Origin of the sequence: Bifidobacterium sp. UTBIF-68, from assembly GCF_006408855.1 — a bacterium.
Lineage (GTDB): Bacteria > Actinomycetota > Actinomycetes > Actinomycetales > Bifidobacteriaceae > Bifidobacterium > Bifidobacterium reuteri.
Genome location: NZ_JFAN01000012.1, coordinates 44,992 through 62,589, shown reverse-complemented (window position 1 = coordinate 62,589; position 17,598 = coordinate 44,992). Strand labels below are relative to the sequence as shown.

Annotated in this window: 15 protein-coding genes; 4 read left to right on the top strand and 11 right to left on the bottom strand. The window is 61.1% G+C overall.

Annotation, left to right across the window (positions count from 1 at the left end):
* The first annotated feature begins 21 nt into the window (after positions 1-21).
* The 4 genes from tkt (at position 22) to BW14_RS03820 (ending at position 6,200) form a co-directional block, all read left to right on the top strand.
* Positions 22-2,154, top strand: a complete 2,133-nt coding sequence (tkt, locus tag BW14_RS03835) for a transketolase (RefSeq protein WP_140489281.1) — start codon at positions 22-24, stop codon at positions 2,152-2,154.
* 82 nt (positions 2,155-2,236) lie between these two features.
* Positions 2,237-3,340: a transaldolase gene (tal, locus tag BW14_RS03830; RefSeq protein ID WP_044088221.1), complete on the top strand. Its 1,104-nt coding sequence runs from the start codon at positions 2,237-2,239 to the stop codon at positions 3,338-3,340.
* Between the two features lie 140 nt (positions 3,341-3,480).
* A complete protein-coding gene (gene brnQ, locus BW14_RS03825) occupies positions 3,481-4,878 on the top strand; it encodes a branched-chain amino acid transport system II carrier protein (protein ID WP_081977821.1) in 1,398 nt (465 codons plus the stop codon).
* A 206-nt stretch (positions 4,879-5,084) separates the two neighbouring features.
* Positions 5,085-6,200: a 5-methyltetrahydropteroyltriglutamate--homocysteine S-methyltransferase gene (locus BW14_RS03820; RefSeq protein ID WP_044088223.1), complete on the top strand. Its 1,116-nt coding sequence runs from the start codon at positions 5,085-5,087 to the stop codon at positions 6,198-6,200.
* 20 nt (positions 6,201-6,220) lie between these two features.
* Here the strand turns inward: BW14_RS03820 and BW14_RS03815 are convergent, their stop codons facing one another.
* From BW14_RS03815 to BW14_RS03765, 11 genes are all read right to left on the bottom strand, one after another.
* Positions 6,221-7,789, bottom strand: a complete 1,569-nt coding sequence (locus BW14_RS03815) for an aminotransferase class I/II-fold pyridoxal phosphate-dependent enzyme (RefSeq protein ID WP_223847878.1) — start codon at positions 7,787-7,789, stop codon at positions 6,221-6,223.
* 124 nt (positions 7,790-7,913) lie between these two features.
* Positions 7,914-8,915, bottom strand: a complete 1,002-nt coding sequence (locus BW14_RS03810; RefSeq protein WP_044088225.1) for a PfkB family carbohydrate kinase — start codon at positions 8,913-8,915, stop codon at positions 7,914-7,916.
* Positions 8,912-9,976, bottom strand: coding sequence for an ADP-ribosylglycohydrolase family protein (locus BW14_RS03805; protein ID WP_044088226.1), 1,065 nt, complete (start codon positions 9,974-9,976; stop codon positions 8,912-8,914). The genes BW14_RS03810 and BW14_RS03805 overlap by 4 nt, the downstream gene beginning before the upstream one ends.
* A gap of 5 nt (positions 9,977-9,981) precedes the next feature.
* Complete coding sequence (locus BW14_RS03800; RefSeq protein WP_044088228.1) at positions 9,982-10,839, bottom strand: HAD family hydrolase; 858 nt, start codon at positions 10,837-10,839, stop codon at positions 9,982-9,984.
* On the bottom strand, positions 10,836-11,786 hold the full coding sequence (locus BW14_RS03795; protein WP_044088229.1) for an L-lactate dehydrogenase: 951 nt from the start codon (positions 11,784-11,786) through the stop codon (positions 10,836-10,838). Before BW14_RS03795 ends, BW14_RS03800 begins: the two co-directional genes overlap by 4 nt.
* Before the next feature lie 132 nt (positions 11,787-11,918).
* The gene (gene secG / locus BW14_RS03790) at positions 11,919-12,167 is read right to left on the bottom strand and encodes a preprotein translocase subunit SecG (protein ID WP_044088232.1); all 249 of its coding nucleotides are present in this window, start codon (positions 12,165-12,167) and stop codon (positions 11,919-11,921) included.
* A gap of 63 nt (positions 12,168-12,230) precedes the next feature.
* Entirely contained in the window at positions 12,231-13,034 is an 804-nt protein-coding gene (gene tpiA, locus BW14_RS03785) for a triose-phosphate isomerase (protein ID WP_140462746.1), read from the bottom strand.
* A 126-nt stretch (positions 13,035-13,160) separates the two neighbouring features.
* Positions 13,161-14,366, bottom strand: a complete 1,206-nt coding sequence (locus BW14_RS03780; RefSeq protein WP_044088234.1) for a phosphoglycerate kinase — start codon at positions 14,364-14,366, stop codon at positions 13,161-13,163.
* A gap of 142 nt (positions 14,367-14,508) precedes the next feature.
* A complete protein-coding gene (gene whiA / locus BW14_RS03775; RefSeq protein WP_044088235.1) occupies positions 14,509-15,459 on the bottom strand; it encodes a DNA-binding protein WhiA in 951 nt (316 codons plus the stop codon).
* 155 nt (positions 15,460-15,614) lie between these two features.
* Complete coding sequence (gene rapZ, locus BW14_RS03770) at positions 15,615-16,562, bottom strand: RNase adapter RapZ (protein WP_044088236.1); 948 nt, start codon at positions 16,560-16,562, stop codon at positions 15,615-15,617.
* Positions 16,562-17,536, bottom strand: coding sequence for a shikimate dehydrogenase (locus BW14_RS03765; protein WP_044088237.1), 975 nt, complete (start codon positions 17,534-17,536; stop codon positions 16,562-16,564). The genes rapZ and BW14_RS03765 overlap by 1 nt, the downstream gene beginning before the upstream one ends.
* Positions 17,537-17,598: the final 62 nt, after the last annotated feature.

Here is a 17,598-nt window from a genome sequence, read left to right as displayed (position 1 = left end):
AATTGGAAGGAAAGTAAATCCATGACCGAATTCAAGGAGACCGAGCTCGACGAGCGTGCCATCAAGATGGCAAAGGTCCTTTCGGCTGACGCGGTTGAGAAGGCTGGTTCCGGCCACCCCGGTTCCCCCATCTCCCTGGCGCCTGTTGCCTACACCCTGTACCAGCACTTCATCAAGCATGATCCCAACGATCCCAACTGGGAAGGCCGCGATCGCTTCATTCTTTCCGGTGGCCACGCCTCCCTCACCCAGTACGTCCAGCTGTACTTCTCCGGCTACGGTGTGACCCTGGACGACCTCAAGCACTTCCGCGGCGGCGCCGACACCCGCACCCCGGGCCACCCTGAGTACGGCCTGACCCCGGGCATCGAAATGACCACCGGCCCGCTGGGCCAGGGCTTCGCCTCCGCCATCGGCTTCGCCTACGGCGAGCGTTTCCAGCGCGGCCTGCTCGACCCGGAGACCCCGAAGGAAGACTCCCCGTTCTACCACAAGATCTGGGCCATCTGCGGCGAGGGTGACATCGAGGAAGGCATCTCCGGCGAGGCCGCCGCTCTGGCCGCCAACCAGAAGCTCGGCAACCTGACCGTGATCTTCGACGCCAACCGCATCCAGATCGAAGGCGACACCAACCTGGTGCTGGCCGAGGACGTGCTCAAGCGCTTCCAGGCCTATGGCTGGTACACCGACGAATTCAGCTTCATCCAGCCCGATGGCTCCTACAAGGAGGACATCGAAGGCCTGGCCGACGTGATCGCCAAGGCCGAGGCCGCCGCTCCGGACCAGCCGAAGCTCATCAAGGTCCACTCCCTGATCGCATGGCCGACCCCGGGCAAGACCAACGATCCGTCCTCCCACGGCTCCAAGCTGGGCGCCGAGGCCGTCGCCGGCCTCAAGAAGATCCTCGGCTACGACCCGGAGGAATCCTTCCACGTCGACGAGGAAGCTCTCGCCCACGCCCGCAAGGTCGCCGAGCGCGGCCTCGAGGCCCACAAGGAATGGGACGAGAAGTTCGACGCTTGGCGCAAGGCCTACCCGGACAAGGCCGCCCTGTACGACCGCATCAAGGCCGGCAAGCTGCCTGAGGACTTCGACAAGGCCATCGACGATCTCGAGGCCACCTTCGAGGTCGGCAAGGGTGTCGCCACCCGTGGCGCCTCTGGTTCCGTGCTCAACGCCATCGCCGCTGTCATGCCTGAGCTCTGGGGCGGCTCCGCCGACCTCGGTGGCTCCAACAAGACCGATCTCAAGGGCGCCGCCACCTTCGCTCCGGCCGAGTGCGCCACCGTTCAGTGGCCGAACTGCAACGAGTTCGGTCGCCAGCTGCACTTCGGCGTGCGCGAGTTCACCATGGGCTGCATCACCAACGGCATCCTGCTGGGCTCCCACACCCGTCCGTTCGGCGGCACCTTCTTCATGTTCTCCGACTACGAGCGCTCCGCCGTCCGTCTGGCCGCACTCATGGAGATCCCGAACCTGTACGTGTGGACCCACGACTCCGTGGCCGTGGGCGAAGACGGCCCGACCCACCAGCCGGTCGAGCACCTCGCCTCCTTCCGCGCCATCCCGCAGCTCGAGGTCATCCGTCCTGCCGATGCCTTCGAGACCGCTGAGGCCTACCGTTACTTCTTCGAGAAGAAGAACACGCTGCCGGGCGCCATGGTGCTGACCCGTCAGGGTGTGCCGACCCTCGCCGAGACCGCCGCCAAGGCCAAGGAAGGCGTCAAGAAGGGCGCTTACGTGCTCGTCGACACCGAAGGCACCCCGGACGTCATCCTCATGGCTTCCGGCTCCGAGGTCCAGTGGGCCGTCTCCGCCGCCAAGACCCTGGCTGAGAAGAACATCAAGGCCCGCGTGGTCTCCGTTCCTTCCATGGAATGGTTCGAGGAGCAGGACGCCGAGTACAAGGAGGCCGTGCTTCCGGCCGCCGTCAAGGCCCGTGTCTCCGTCGAGGCCGGCGTTGCGATGCCGTGGTACAAGTACCTCGGCTCCTACGGCAAGCCCGTCTCCATCGAGCAGTTCGGCCTGCAGGGCAACGGCGCACAGAACATGATCGACCTCGGCATCACCGCCGAGCACGTGGTCGAAGCCGCCGAGGCATCTCTGGCCGAAGCCGCCGAGGCATCTCTGGCCGAAGTCGCCGCCGCCAAGTGATCATCTGATCATCACCAGATAATTCAACAAACTGTTGGCTTCCCTCGTTACGAGGGAAGCCTCAAACAAGGAGAAAAACAATATGACTGAAGCAACTCAGCGCACGTCCGACAACGGCGTTTCCATCTGGCTGGACGACCTGTCCCGCTCCCGCATCGAGTCCGGCTCCCTGCAGGACCTCATCGCCAACAAGAACGTTGTCGGTGTGACCACTAACCCGTCCATCTTCCAGAAGGCCCTGAGCCAGGTCGGCCCGTACGACGAGCAGCTCAAGGAGCTCGGCAAGGTCGACGTCGAGACCGCCGTGCGTGAGCTCACCACCACCGATGTGCGCAACGCCACCGACATCTTCCGCGAGATCGCCGAGGCCACCGACTTCGTCGACGGCCGTGTCTCCATCGAGGTCGACCCGCGTCTGGCCCACGAGACCGAAGCCACCGAGAAGCAGGCTGTTGAGCTCTGGGAGAAGGTCAACCGCCCGAACGCCATGATCAAGATCCCGGCGACCCTCGAAGGCCTGCCGGCCATCACCGCCACCCTGGCCAAGGGCATCTCCGTGAACGTCACCCTGATCTTCTCGCTGGAGCGCTACGAGCAGGTCATCGACGCCTACATCGAGGGCATCGCCCAGGCCGCTGCCAACGGCCACGACCTCAAGCACATCGGCTCCGTCGCTTCCTTCTTCGTCTCCCGCGTGGACACCGCCGTGGACAAGCTGCTGGAAGCCAACGGCTCCGACGAGGCCAAGGCCCTCGAGGGCAAGGCCGCCGTGGCCAACGCCCGTCTGGCCTACGAGCTGTTCGAGAAGAAGTTCGCCGAGGATCCGCGTTGGGCCGACCTGGCTGCCAAGGGCGCCAAGGTCCAGCGTCCGCTGTGGGCCTCCACCGGCACCAAGAACCCGGCTTACTCCGACTGCAAGTACGTGGACGAGCTGGTTGCCAAGCACATCGTCAACACCATGCCGGAGAAGACCCTGAACGCCCTGGCCGACCACGGCAACGGCGCTCCGTCCATCGAGGGCACCTACGAGGAGTCCCACGCCATCATCAACAAGCTGGCTGAGCTGGGCATCAACCTCAAGGATGTCACCGACAAGCTGGAGGCCGACGGTGTCGCCGCCTTCATCAAGTCCTGGGATTCCGTGCTCGCCGACGTGCAGTCCGGCATCGACCGTGTGAACGCCTGAGATTCCTTCAGTTGCGCATCGCGTGTCCATATATCGGCTGAATAGCTGAACCATTGAGGCTCCCGACCCACGGTCGGGAGCCTCAATGCGTATGGTGGAGTGCGCACGAATCACAAACACGCGAGAAGAGGATGTCCGCCATGCAATCGAACGCACGCCAGTTGAATACACGCCGTCTGGATGTACGCCAGCGGTTGGCGATGACCTTCACATTCTTTTCGATGTTCTTCGGGGCTGGAAACCTGATTTTCCCGCCGTTCGTGGGCGCTCAGGCCGGTTCCGCCGCGGTGCCCGCGGCCATCGGGTTCATAGTCTCGGCAGTGGGCCTGCCGATTCTTGGCGTGATGGCGGTGACGTTCGCTGGAGGCTTCGACAAACTGGCCATCCGCGTCTCCCCCAGGTTCGCACTGTTCCTGGGAGTCGCCATCATCCTGACCATCGGCCCGTGCTTCGCCATCCCCCGCACAGCCACCACCTCATTCGAGATGATGGTCGCCCCGTTCACGCCGAACGGTTCCGTTTGGATTGCACGACTCATCTACTCGTTCGTGTTCTTCGCACTGGCGTTCGCCTTCGCCCAGCATCCCGAAAAGCTCTCCAAAGTACTGGGCCGTTTCATGGGCCCGCTGCTGCTCGTCCTTATCGCCGCCCTGTTCGTGTCCTGCCTGGTGCATGGCATCGGCACACCGGCCAAGCCGATGGGCGACTATGCGTCCAATCAGCTGGCTCGCGGCTTCCTCGACGGCTATCAGACCATGGATCTGCTGGCCGCCCTGTACTTCGGCATCGTGATCTCGGCGAACATCCGCGCGCAGCAGGTGGACGACGAGGTGCAGGTGCAACGCGAGACGGCGTTCGCGGGCCTCGGCACCGGCGTGCTGCTGGTGCTGATCTATGGCGCACTCGCCTATGTGGGCGTGGTCTCCGGTGCAATTGCCTCAATCGATCCCGCGACGGACACGGGCGCCACGGTGCTCACCAACCTCACGTCCTCGGTGTTCGGCGCGGGCGGCACGGTGTTCCTCGGTCTGGTGTTCGTCATCGCATGCCTGAATGTGTGCACTGGGCTGATTTGCACATGCGCCACCTATTTCCATGCGAAGTTCCCCACCGTCGCCGGCCGGAAGGTGAGCTACCGCACCTGGCAGGTGCTGTTCACCGTGTTCAGCTTCGTGGTGTCGAACGCCGGACTGAGCGCGATCATCAAGGTGTCCGTGCCAGTGCTCTCCGCCCTGTATCCGATGGCCATCGTGCTGGTGCTACTGGCCCTGACCCATCATGTGTTCGGTGAACGCTTCCCGCGCGTGTACTTCTGGACCGTTCTGCTGGTCGGCATTGTGGCGGTACTGGGCTGTATCGAATCGTTGGTGCAGGTGTTCGGCGGCTCGCTGCCGTGGCTCGCTGCAGTATTGGGACTGTTGCCGCTGCAGTCCTATCAGCTCGGCTGGCTGGTCCCGGCTGCTCTAGGTATTGCGATCGGCGTGATTGATTCGTTCGTCCGTGGTGCCGCCGACGGACGGGTTCACGGTCGGGCCTAACGTTCGGCAGTCAGGTTGGTGGAATGGTCGGGATTGTTGGTGAGATGAACGAAGGCACACCGCGGAGTATTCGGGTAAGGTACGTCACATATGCCGTTTCATATGACGCTGTCACGAGGGCGATCGTCGGAGCGGCTGACTGGAACGAACGAGCCGGATTCTGATGGGTCTGGTTCATACCAACAGTTCAAAGGAGACGAACGACTATGACCTATGCGAAGAACGCGCCGTTCCGTGCGGATGTGGTGGGCAGCTATCTACGTCCCGCCGAGCTCAAGGCCGCCCGCGCCGACTTCGAGGCGGGCCGCATCGACGCCGATGCGTTGAAGTCCGTGGAGGACAAGGCCATCGTGGATCTGGTGGCCAAGCAGAAGGCGGCGGGACTGCATGCGATCACGGATGGCGAGTTCCGTCGTGCCTATTGGCATCTTGATTTCATGTGGAATCTGCAGGGTGTCAAGCGCGGCACGGCTCCCATCCAGTTCAAGGGCTCCGATGGCACGGCCGTGGTCGAGGCGGCCGGAGTGGACGGCGAGATCAGCGGCGAACACCACCCATTCGTGGAGCATTACCGGTTCGTCAAGGCGCTCGAGGATGACAACACCCGCGCCAAGCAGACCGTCCCCTCCCCCGCGCAGACGCTGTTCGTGCTGCAGCAGGGCATCGCCGAGGACGCGAACAACCCGTACAAGGACAATGACGCTCTGGCCGAGGCGATTGCCAACGCCTACATCCAGGTGGCTCATGACCTGTACGAAGCGGGCTGCCGCACGCTGCAGTTCGATGACTGCACATGGGGCGCGTTCGTGTCCGAGGACTTCAAGGACACCGTGTTCGGCGTCGACGCCAAGACCGTGCAGCGCCAGTATGCGGCGGTGAACAACGCGGTGATCGCCGCAGTGCCGGACGACATGGTGGTCACCACGCATATCTGCCGCGGCAACTATCAGTCGCAGTGGTTCTCCGCCGGCGGATACGGCCAAGTGGCGGATGTGCTGTTCGGCGAGGAGAACGTGGCCGCCTACTATCTGGAGTTCGACGACGACCGTTCCGGTGACTTCGAACCCCTTGCCAAGGTCTCAGACGGCAAGCAGGTGGTGCTTGGCCTCATCACGTCGAAGAAGCCGGAGCTCGAGGACCCCGAGACCATCAAGGCCCGCATCGCCGAGGCGGCGCAGTATGTGCCGCTGGAGCGCCTGTGCCTGTCCACGCAGTGCGGGTTCGCCTCCACCGAGGAAGGCAACCATCTGACCGAAGACCAGCAGTGGGCCAAGATCGCTCTGGCCCGTTCCATAGCCGAAGAGGTGTGGGCGGATCGCTGACCGGTTGCGCATGAACGGTTTCATGCCTGCCAGTAGTAGCTGAAGAAGTCGGCGATCTTGTTGGTGGCGTCCTTGAGCACCTCGATACGAGGCAGATAGACGATGCGGAAATGATCGGGTTCGCCCCAGTTGAATCCACCGCCGCGGGTGATCAGGATACGCTCGTCGTGAAGCAGGTCGAGGGCGAACTGTTCGTCGTCGCGGATATTGAACTTCTTGACGTCGATCTTCGGGAAGATGTAGAACGCGGCCTTCGGTTTGACGGCGGTCAGACCGGGGATCGCGTTAATGGCGTTGTAGATGAATTCGCGTTGCTCATACAGTCGTCCCCCGGGCACGATGTAGTCATTGACGCTCTGGTGTCCGCCAAGTGCCGTCTGCACGATGGATTGTGCGGGAACATTGGAGCAGATGCGCATGTTGGCCAGCATATTGAGGCCTTCGATATAGTCCTTGGCGATGCGCTTGTTGCCGGACAGCACCATCCATCCGACGCGGTAGCCGGCGATCATATGGGACTTGGACAGGCCCGAGAACGTGACGCAGAACAGGTCCGGCGCAAGCGAGGCGATGGAGATGTGCTTCAGTCCGTCCATGACCAAGCGGTCGTAGATCTCATCGGAGAAGATCATCAGCTGATGCTCGCGCGCGATATCCACGATCTGCTGGAGCACTTCCTTCGGATACAGTGCGCCGGTGGGGTTGTTCGGATTGATGAGCACGATGGCAACCGTACGGTCGGTGATCTTGACGCGGATGTCGTCGATGTCCGGATACCATTCGGACTGCTCGTCGCATACGTAATGCACGGCGGTGCCGCCGGCAAGGTTCACGCAGGCGGTCCACAGCGGATAATCCGGGCTCGGGATGAGCACCTCGTCACCGTCATCCAACAGCGCGGACATGCACAGGTTGATGAGCTCGCTGACGCCGTTGCCGGTGTAGATGTCGTCGATGGTCACGTTCGGCAGGTTCTTGAGCTGCGCGTACTGCATGATGGCCTTGCGCGCAGAGAACAGGCCCTTGGACGGAGAGTAGCCTTCGGTGTCGGTCAGCTGATGCGCCATGTCGTAGACGACCTCGTCCGGTGTGCGGAAGCCGAACGGCGCGGGGTTGCCGATGTTCAATTTGAGGATGTGGGTGCCGTCCGCCTCCATGCGTGCCGCCTCGTCCACCACAGGTCCGCGCACATCGTAGAGCACGTTGTCAAGCTTGTGGGATTTGCCGAATGTGCGTCGACGGCCGGCCGGAATCTCGGATTCCGACGGAGTTGCAGGATTGGATGGCATGGGCGTGGCCGAGTCGCTATGGCTGTCTGCATCTGAAGCGGCCGTCACCGGTTGCGCCGATCCAACGATGTCGGGCGTGCTGGATGCGCCGCGCAGCCAGTTGACGTCCACGTCCAGTTCATTGGCCAGAAACTCCAGTACGTCCTCACGGGGCATGGTCTTTCCCGCCACATACTGGCTGATGTGGCTTTTGCCCATTTTCACGGCTTGGCGCTCCGCGGCATGAACCAGGTCGATCTGTTTCAATCCCCTACTGGTCATCGCATTGCGAAGACGCTCTGCAAACACCGATACGCTCATCATGCCTCCAAACCTGAGTTCAATTTATATTGAACAACGGTTCAAAGCATACGCCCGGTTCAAAATAAGTTCAATTCCTAGTGTGTTCCATTGAACATACGGGAATCGCGGTATGTCTTGCTACTCACTTCGATGGCAACAGGGAACTGATTTCGCCACGTGACGGGCATGTGGCAGGCCCCCGGCGTGTCACCGAAACCGCTGCGGCCACATTGGCGACACGGACGGCATCCACGAGTGAAGCGCCTCGGATCAGTTCAGCGCTCATCACGCCTACGTGACAGTCGCCGGCGCCATTCGTATCGACGGCATGTACGTGATGAGAAGGCACCAGTTCCGCCGGCTCGCCTGGTGCGGCGCATAGCCAGGCGCCGGATGCGCCTGACCGCAGGATCACCGGGGCCAGGAGTCGCTTGCTGAGTGCCGCGCACGTATCCTTTGCCTCGTGCAGGGCATCGCCGGACAATCCCATGCGCCGAGCCAATGCCAATGACTCCTCATAGTTGCATGACCAGATCGGTCTATGGGCCACAATGGCATCCAAGAGTCGATCCTCCGAACCGGCCGCCACTGAGGATGGATCGAATACCGTGGTGAACCGATGCTCACAGTATCGCTGCAGGAAGGCCAGCAATCCGCGGGAAGTAGGGTGGGCGAACGTATATCCATTGATATGCACGATATCGTCGTCAGCGGGTTCAATCCCATCGAAGCAATGTACATCGCCCTGTGTCTCGGCGCCTCGCACAGTGACGAAAGTGCGTTCGGCCCGTGCGTCGGTCATGGCGATGCAGATGCCGGAATCCCGGGTGTGATCTGTCAGACCGATATGCTCGATGCCGTCATTGGACAATGCCTGGCGTATCTGATTGGCCCATGGTCCCGTACCGATGATGCCGCCATGTGCCGCACGCACGCCCATCTGCCGTACGGCATGGAGAATGTTGAAGCTTGACCCCACCTGTGCCACGGCCTTGTCGGCAAAAGCGTCACCACCCGGTTCAGGCACCTTGTCGATGCGCATCGTCAAATCGACCAGCATCTGTCCCAGACTGATGACCCGACCTTCACTGGCCAATCCCGTCGTGGTGGCGCCCAAGGCCTCGCCGTTGGCTTCGGAATTCATGCTTGCAGCCTTTCATTCACACGCAGCAAGGCGTCGGCCGTTCCGGCGAGATCAAGTCCATTGACCTCCTGCACGGTATGGACCAATGATTCGGGGAATGCCTGCACGCCATGTGCGGCGCCCAGCATGGCACCGACCATGGCCGCGATGGTGTCGGTGTCGCCGCCGAGATTCGCGGCCACGCAGATGGCATCGAACGGACGCTCGGCATAGCGTGTGGCGATGGCGAACGCCGCAGGTACGGATTCGTTCGCCTCGACGCTGGTGCCGATGACCGCCCGCAGCTGATCGGCGAACATGTCATGGTCATATATGTCGCCGGCGTGTTCTCCGGCATGCTCCTGCGCCCAATTGATGGCCCAGCGGGTGCGGGCGATCACCGAGGCCTTCGGCGTCCAATGGCCAATGATCCTTCCCTCGAAGCGGTTCATGGCCAGATAAGCAGTCACATAATTGCATGCCAACAGCATCGCCTCACGCGCCTCGGCACCGTCCAACGCATAGCTGACTGTCGCGGCGATGAGCATCGTGGATTCGATGCCCTGCTCGGTGTTATGCGTTACGACTGACGAGCGACGTGCGATTTCGGCCAGATGCGGGTTTGGACGATCGGCGATGCCGATAGGGCATGATCGCATGGCGCCGCCATTCGTGGTCCCCGCGATGCCGGTCGTCGCAACATCCACACCTGCCTTGAACAGTGCCAATGCGTTCTTGGTGGACGGTCCCAACAGGTCCAAGGAGCCTTTTGCCCTCATCGCCGACTCCCAATCGAGCAGGGACTGCGCATACCGATGGATGTCGAGCTCGCCGTGTCCGGCGATGAGCTGGTTTGCCAACAGCAACGCCTGTTCTGTGTCGTCGGTGATGCTTCCCGCCGGCATGCTCGGTGCTATCGGCTGGTTCGGTGACGCATCCACGAACGTACGTATGGCCTTGACGCCATACTCGGCGCGGATTCGGTCGGGAGACATGCTTTGCGTGGGCATGCCCATTGCATCCCCGATGGCGAGACCAGCCAGCGCACCATAGGCGCGGCGCTGCAGCAGACTGTTATCCATGCTTCTTACTGTAGACGCGTCTCAATCCATTGGGCCACGCCATCGTCGTTATTCGACGGGCAGACCTCGTCCGCGATATCCAGCACCTTGGGATTGGCGTTCGCCACTGCCACTCCCCTGCCTGCGGTGCGCATCATGTTGATGTCGATAAGGTCATCGCCGAAAGCCACCGTGTCCTCCGGCTTCACCCCCAGACGATCGCACAGGATGGTGAGTGCGTGCTCCTTGCTGGCTTGAGGGTTCATCAGCATCCACATCACGCCCTCGCTGATGGAGACGGTGAAATCGTCGGGGATCAATGTACGCAGTGTATCCCACTGGCTCTTGTCCGGGAACACGGTTATTTTGTCGGCTATTCCGGCAGGCACATTGCCGTTCGGTTCGACTTGGAAGTTCGTATAGCGGAATTCCTGGGTTTTCCAGTACTGACGGACATCGAAGTTGGTGTATCGCACATCGTTCATCACGATGCCGCATTGCAATCCAGGCATGTGCTCGAGCATCATGCGGCATACTTCGCAGGCCCGTTCGGACGGGAAGCCGATTTTGACCAGATCGGGATCGTCATCCGCTGCCGGTGAGGTCAATGATGCGAAATCGGATTGCCCCGGTGCGAAATCGATCAGCGCGCCATTCAGATACACCACCGCATCGGCAGGCAGCATCTGCGCAAACCTCAACCCTGTACTGACCGGACGGGCGGTGGCGATGGCGAACAGGTATCCGGCGTCATGGGCGCGGTTGATGGCTTCGATGCTGCGCTGAGTGATGGACCTGTCTTCAAATACTGCTGCGTCATGCAGCAGCGTGCCATCCAAATCGGCGACGAGCAGTTTGGGGTTGGTGGTCAGGGGTTCAGTCACAGCAGTCCTTTGCAGTGGTCGCGTACCAGTTCGGCGGAATGATGGAGCTTGGCATGCTCCTCGCCGGTCAGGTCGAGTTCGACGATCTCGTTGGCGCCATTCGCCCGCAGTTCGGTGGGCACGCCGAGAAACACGTCATGTTCACCGTATTCGCCGTCCAGCAATGTGGATACAGGCACGATGCGTCGTTCATCCCACAGAATGGTCTGTACGATGCCGGATACCGTGGAGGCGATGCCGTAATTGGTGCCATGCTTTGCCGCGACGATCTCATCACCCCGGGTTCGGGTCTTGTGTTCGATTTCCGCTGTGGACACCGAGGAGAATCGATCGTGATTGTCGGCGAGGAATCGGGCGAATGGCTTGCCGCCGAGGGATACTGTGGACCATGCGGTGAACTGGGAGTCGCCATGCTCGCCCATTACGAAACCGCCCACGTTACGCGGATCCAATCCGGTCTCCTCGCCGATGATGGTCTTGAGACGGGATGTGTCGAGGGCGGTGCCGGTACCGATCACTTGCGAACGCGGCAAACCGGAACGTTTCCATGCATACCATGCCATGACATCGACCGGATTGGAGACCATGACGATGACGCCGTTGAACCCGGACGCCATCACATGATCGACCACGTCTCCCACGAGACCGACCGTGAAGCCGAGTTCCGCCATTCGATTCGAGTTGGTCGGCGGCTTGCGCCCCACGGTGATCACGACTATGTCGGCATCCTTGCAATCGCCGTAGTCTCCGGCATGCACCTTGACATGACGGTCCTGGAACTCGCTGCCGTCGTCGAGGTCATGCGCCTCCGCCACCGCCTTTGCCGGGAAATGATCGATAAGCACCAGCTCATTGCACAGACCATGCGTGACTATCGCGTATGCGGCAGTGGATCCCACTTGACCGGTGCCGACGATAACGACTTTGTTGCGGTTCATCGTAACCATATTTGTCCTGTTCGTACTTGTGTTTATGCAACGTGGCTTATGAAATGGCGGTGCCGTATGGCTCAAGATATCGAAAACGAATGCGACCCATGATCGTATTCGATCATGGGTCGCATTATGTCTACACGATGTTCAGCCGATGTTGAACTTCGTCATCATGTCAAGGCCGATAATCAGAGCAACCCAGATCAGGGCGATGACAACGGTCCAACGATTCAGGTTCTTTTCAGCGACACCGGACGTGCCCGCGTTCTGCGTCAGACCACCGCCGAACATGTCGGACAGGCCGCCGCCCTTGCCCTTGTGCATAAGGATGAGCAGCGTCAGCAGGCAGCTGAGCAAGACGACAATGACTTCTAGCGTGATCTTAAGAGCGGTCACTAGGTACCTCCGGTTTGAACGAACTGAAGAACAGCATAGCGCATATGGAAGAAAAACGCGGCATCATGACCGGAAATTTGTGCTTTTCAACGTAAGGCGTGCGATTTTTGTCAATTCCTCGGCGTTGAGCGAAGCGCCACCGATCAGGAATCCGTCCACATCCGGCTGGGAGATAAGCTCTGCGGCGTTCTTCGAGGTGACGGAACCGCCATAGAGGATGCGCACGGTATCGGCGACATGCCCATCGAACGTGGATCTGAGATCGTCGCGAATGGCGTTGGCGGCCTCCTGCGCTGTCTGCGGTGTGGCCACCATTCCCGTGCCGATGGCCCACACCGGCTCATAGGCGACGATGAGCTTGGCGGCTTCGTCGGTGTTCAGGTCGCGGGTGACATCATGCACCTGCCCTACTGCGAAATCGAGCTCGATGCCCTGGCGGCGTTCTTCAAAGCTCTCGCCCACGCAGAGGATCGGCTGCATCCCCGCCGCGAGCACGGCGCGAACCTGATCGACGATGTTCGCATCATCCTCAGGATGATATTTGCGCCGTTCCGAATGACCGACGATGACGTAGGTGCAACCGAGACTGGCCAGCATATCCGCCGACACATCACCGGTGAACGCACCCTGATTGGTCACGGATACGGATTGCGCGCCATAGTTGATGCGCAGCTTGTCCGCTTCGACAAGCACCTGCACGCTGCGCAATGAGGTGAAGGAGGGGAACAGGGCGACCTCGCACCGTTTGAAGTCGAAATGCGCGTCGCGCAGCAGCCAGACCAGTTTCTGCACGAAATATGTGGCTTCCAGATGGTTGAAGTTCATCTTCCAATTGCCTGCCACCAACGGAATGCGCTTGGACGCCATGATTCCCCTTCTTATGCTGTGGAGCGTGGGCCCCTCATGCAGAGGGAGACCCACGAAGCGAAAAGGCGGCTGTCGCCGCCCCTTCGCCTGTAATCAGCCCTTCGGGCTGGTTGCTTTACGGCTCGACTACTCGAGTACCTTCAGACCCGGCAGCTCCTTGCCCTCAAGGAACTCGAGGGAAGCGCCACCACCTGTGGAGATGTGCGAGAAGCCATCCTCCGGGAAGCCGAGGTTGCGGACCGCGGAAGCGGAGTCGCCGCCGCCCACGATGGTGAAGGCGCCGGCTGCGGTCGCGTCGACCAGACCCTGGGCCACAGCCTTGGTGCCGGCTGCGAACTCCGGAATCTCGAACACGCCCATCGGGCCGTTCCACACGACGGTCTTGGAGTCGACGATCTTGTCGTGGAAGAGCTTCTGGGACTCCGGGCCGATGTCCAGGCCCATCTTGTCGGCCGGGATGGCGTCAGCGGCGACAACCTCCGGGGCGACCGGGGTATCGCCGGCCGGGAAGCCGGGGTTCACGACGATATCGGTCGGAAGGACCAGTTCGACGCCGTTCTTCTCAGCGGTTTCGATGTAGCCCTTGACCTTGTAGAGCTGATCCTCTTCGAGCAGGGAGGTGCCGACCTCGTAGCCCTTGGCCTTGAGGAAGGTGAACACCATACCGCCGCCGATGACCAGGCGGTTGGCCTTGTCAAGCAGGTTCTCGATCACGCCGAGCTTGTCGGAGACCTTGGAGCCGCCAAGCACCACGGTGAACGGACGCTCCGGGTTCTCGGTGGCCTTGGAGAGGGCCTTGACTTCCTTCTCGACCAGCAGGCCTGCGGCGGCCGGCAAATCGGCGGCCACGTCGTAGTCGGAGCCCTGGGCGCGGTGGACGACACCGAAGCCATCGGAGACGAAGACCTCGCCGAGTGCGGCGATCTTCTGGGCGTACGGGGCGCGCACGGCTGGATCCTTGCTGGTCTCCTCCGGGTTGAAGCGGACGTTCTCGAGCAGCACGACGTCGCCATCGTTCATGGCGGCGACCTTGGCCTGAGCGTCCTCGCCGTAGGTGTCCTTGGCCAGCGGCACAGTGATGCCAAGCAGCTCGCCGAGTCGCGCTGCGACCGGAGCCAGGCTCAGCTCGGGGACGACCTTGCCCTTCGGACGGCCGAGGTGGGCCATCAGGATGACCTTGGCGCCTTCTTCGCGCAAGGTCTTGATGGTCGGCAGGGCGGCCTTGATACGACCATCATCGGTGATCGTGGTGCCGTCCAGCGGAACATTGAAATCAGCACGCATCAGAACGCGCTTACCCTTGAGATCTCCAAGATCCTTGAGTGTCTTCATGAATATCCTTTCCTTGACGTTCGACGCCAAAGTGGCCAGTTTTGCCAATTCGCATAATACAGGCTTTTGAGAACAAAACACCGCATTGCCTCGCAGGGCGAATGCGGTGTGGTCAATTCACTGGCACAGTGGGCGGGAAGAGCTATTTTCCTTCCGCCGCACGCGCTTTCTCGGTTTTCTCGGCCAGCTGGAGCAGCCGGCGAATTCGGCCCGCGATGGCGTCCTTCGTGATCTGAGGCTCGGCGATCTTGCCGAGCTCTTCGAGGCTCTTGTCCACATGGTCGACACGCAGCTGGCCGGCTTGCCTCAGATTCTCGGGGATGTTGTCACCGAGTACTTCGAACGCGTGCTGCACTTTGATGCTGGCTTCTGCGGCGGCCTTGGCGCTGCGGCGCATATTGGCGTCGTCGAAATTCGCCAGGCGATTCGCCTTGCCCCTGGCCTCGCCATCGGATCGCTTCCCGGTCCATTCCCTCGCCGAGCGGGTGGCGCCCATCAGCTTGAGCATGCGCTCGATGGCATCGGGGTCCCTCAACGTAACGCGCTCGGAACTGCGCAGCGTGCGGTGCTTGGCCTGAATGCCCAGACGACGCGCCACGCCACACAATGCCATGGCCGCCTCTTCGGACGGGCATGCAATCTCTAGGAAACTCGCCTTGCCCGGTTCGGAAAGGAAGCCTCGGGCCAGGAACGCGCCACGCCAGGCGGCCTTGATCTGAGCGATGGAACCATTGACCACTTCGGCGGGAAGCCCCTGAACCTGCTGTTTGCGCCTATCGACGAGGCCGGTCTGCAACGCCAAGGCGACTACGTTGCGGGTGACAAACACCACGTAGGTCTTCATCGGGCCGTTCGGCGCCTGACGGGTCAGATGCTTGATTTCAGACTCGTGGCCGAACACGTTCTTCAACGTGTCTCGCAACCACTCGGCCGCCGCGAGCGAGGCGCATTCGAATTGGATTATGTATGAGTTCTTTATGCGGTGAAGTCCGCCGCCGAATCGAATCATGGCCGCCGCCTGGGCTTTGATTGCGGCTGGCGAATCGCCATCAAAAGCTGCCAACTCGCTTTTGACATCGTCCAGAAGAGCCAAGATCCAACCTCCTACAGTCTCGTTCTTCTCAATGCTTCTGCTGCATCGTGCCATCGCACGTCGACAACCATCGGGTTACCGTGATACCTAATCTCGTGGACATTTAAACCCGTTCGATATGGTTTTTGGCCACCGTCTTCTCGCAGTGTGATCACTCATGATGAGCGGCGATCATGCTGTTCTCTTGCGGAGACGGTGACATCAAGGCCGTGCATGCGCAATCTTCGTGCGAGCTCCTCGCTCATGGCCACCGAGCGATGCTGTCCGCCGGTACATCCTATGGCGATGGTCACGAAATGCTTGTCTTCACGTGCATATCCCTCAAGTGCGGTCTCGATGGCCTTCTCATAGGCGTCAAGGAATTCCACGGCGCCTTTGCTGGACAGCACGTAGTCGGCGACCGGTTTGTCATGTCCGGTGAGTTCACGCAGGCTGGGCACCCAGAAAGGATTGGGCAGAAAACGAACATCGGCCACGAAATCGGCGTCGATGGGTGTGCCGTATTTGAACCCGAAACTGAAGATATGCACGGCGACGGTGGTGGGGCCTGACCCGAGCATCGTCTCATACAGTTTGGTGGACAGCTGATGGATGCTCAACGCGCTCGTATCGATCACCCAATCCGCGCGCTCCTTCAGATTGGCGAGCAGATGCCGTTCTTCGAGGATGCCGTCGATCAGCCGATTGCCGTGCTGGAGCGGATGCGGACGGCGCACGGATTCATATCGTTTGATCAGCACGGCGTCACTGGCATCCAGGAACAGGATCCGCGTCTTCACGCCGAGGTCGTCCAAATGGCTGAGCACGGCGGACAAATCATCGAAATAGCTGCGGGACCTGACGTCAATCACCGCGGCGAGTTTGTGGATGCCGCTGTCGGACCCGGAGGTGGTCATCATATCGACCAGTGGCACGAGCAGCTTGGGCGGCAGGTTGTCGACCACATACCATCCCATGTCCTCCATAGTGCCGGCGGCACGCGAACGCCCCGCCCCGGACATGCCTGTGATGAGCAGTACCTCGAACGCGTCGGCCGGAGTGGGACGGTTAGCGGTCGGCGTACCGGACTCCTGTCCGGCGTCATGTACAGCCTGCTGATCCATCACAGTGCCTCCTCCAATGCGTTGCGCATCGCTATCTCAAGTTGATCGTCCTCGGTGGTGGTGTCTTGAATACGATTGTCGGCGTCGCTGGGCGGGTCGTTGTCCCAGATTCCTGTCATCAGCAGCACTTGAATCAGAGCCTGATACAGCAGCATTTCCTCACCGCCGATGGCATGACCGCCATGATCGCGCCACGCATTCATCAACCTGGTGGGTCGGGGATCGTATACCACGTCAAGCAAGAGGCCGGAATCCGACGCGGCGTGCATGGTCTCATCGAGCATGGAGGCGATGCCGTCAGCTGCATGTCCGGGAATGGTGTTGATCACGTACGTAGCCCCCTGAGCGGTGGCCGTCAGCCTCCGGTCATCCGCCATATCGATTTCCTCATAGGGGGCGTGGCCAGTGAGATATTTGCTCGCCAAGGGACGCAGCGCGGCGTTCTTCCCGGGGTGACGGGAGGCCACAGTGATGTGGCCGATCTCCTGCATCATGCAACAGGCGGCGACCGCGGATGTGGCGGTGTTGCCGTTGCCGATAATCAATGCCGTGCCGGCGCGGTCGGGGCGGTGATGCAGGCCGAGTTCCCGATTGGCATGGTCGAACGCCAATTGTATGCCGATGACATCGGTGTTGAACAGTCTGATCTCCGGCCTGCCATGCGCCCACTGCGGGTCATCGACGGGATGCGACCAGTCGAATATGGCGGTGTTGGCCACCTTCAACTCTCGCGCCCACAGGTTCGTCGGCCTGCCATACGGCTGGATGGTCCGTTTCAGCGGCATGGTCAGACTGAGCCCGGCCCATGTGGGGTCGAGGTTCTTGAGGAATCCGTCAAGATCGTCCTCGCCCACCTCATGCCTGCCATACGCCCAATCATGCAATCCGAGTGATGCGTATGCCGCATTGTGCAGCACGGGCGAGAGCGAATGCGCGATGGGCTTGCCGAGCACCGCACAGCGATGGTTGATCATGTCCCCTCCTCTTCAACTGTTCCTATGCTAGCCGACATCATGGGCAGATGCCGTCAGCCGAC

What these genes read in the sequence shown, in the direction of transcription:
- tkt (WP_140489281.1), top strand. Translation starts at nt 22, where the DNA reads ATGACCGAATTCAAGGAGACCGAGCTCGACGAGCGTGCCATCAAGATG.
- tal (WP_044088221.1), top strand. Translation starts at nt 2,237, where the DNA reads ATGACTGAAGCAACTCAGCGCACGTCCGACAACGGCGTTTCCATCTGG.
- brnQ (WP_081977821.1), top strand. Translation starts at nt 3,481, where the DNA reads ATGCAATCGAACGCACGCCAGTTGAATACACGCCGTCTGGATGTACGC.
- BW14_RS03820 (WP_044088223.1), top strand. Translation starts at nt 5,085, where the DNA reads ATGACCTATGCGAAGAACGCGCCGTTCCGTGCGGATGTGGTGGGCAGC.
- BW14_RS03815 (WP_223847878.1), bottom strand. Translation starts at nt 7,789, where the DNA reads ATGAGCGTATCGGTGTTTGCAGAGCGTCTTCGCAATGCGATGACCAGT.
- BW14_RS03810 (WP_044088225.1), bottom strand. Translation starts at nt 8,915, where the DNA reads ATGAATTCCGAAGCCAACGGCGAGGCCTTGGGCGCCACCACGACGGGA.
- BW14_RS03805 (WP_044088226.1), bottom strand. Translation starts at nt 9,976, where the DNA reads ATGGATAACAGTCTGCTGCAGCGCCGCGCCTATGGTGCGCTGGCTGGT.
- BW14_RS03795 (WP_044088229.1), bottom strand. Translation starts at nt 11,786, where the DNA reads ATGGTTACGATGAACCGCAACAAAGTCGTTATCGTCGGCACCGGTCAA.
- tpiA (WP_140462746.1), bottom strand. Translation starts at nt 13,034, where the DNA reads ATGGCGTCCAAGCGCATTCCGTTGGTGGCAGGCAATTGGAAGATGAAC.
- BW14_RS03780 (WP_044088234.1), bottom strand. Translation starts at nt 14,366, where the DNA reads ATGAAGACACTCAAGGATCTTGGAGATCTCAAGGGTAAGCGCGTTCTG.
- rapZ (WP_044088236.1), bottom strand. Translation starts at nt 16,562, where the DNA reads ATGGATCAGCAGGCTGTACATGACGCCGGACAGGAGTCCGGTACGCCG.
- BW14_RS03765 (WP_044088237.1), bottom strand. Translation starts at nt 17,536, where the DNA reads ATGATCAACCATCGCTGTGCGGTGCTCGGCAAGCCCATCGCGCATTCG.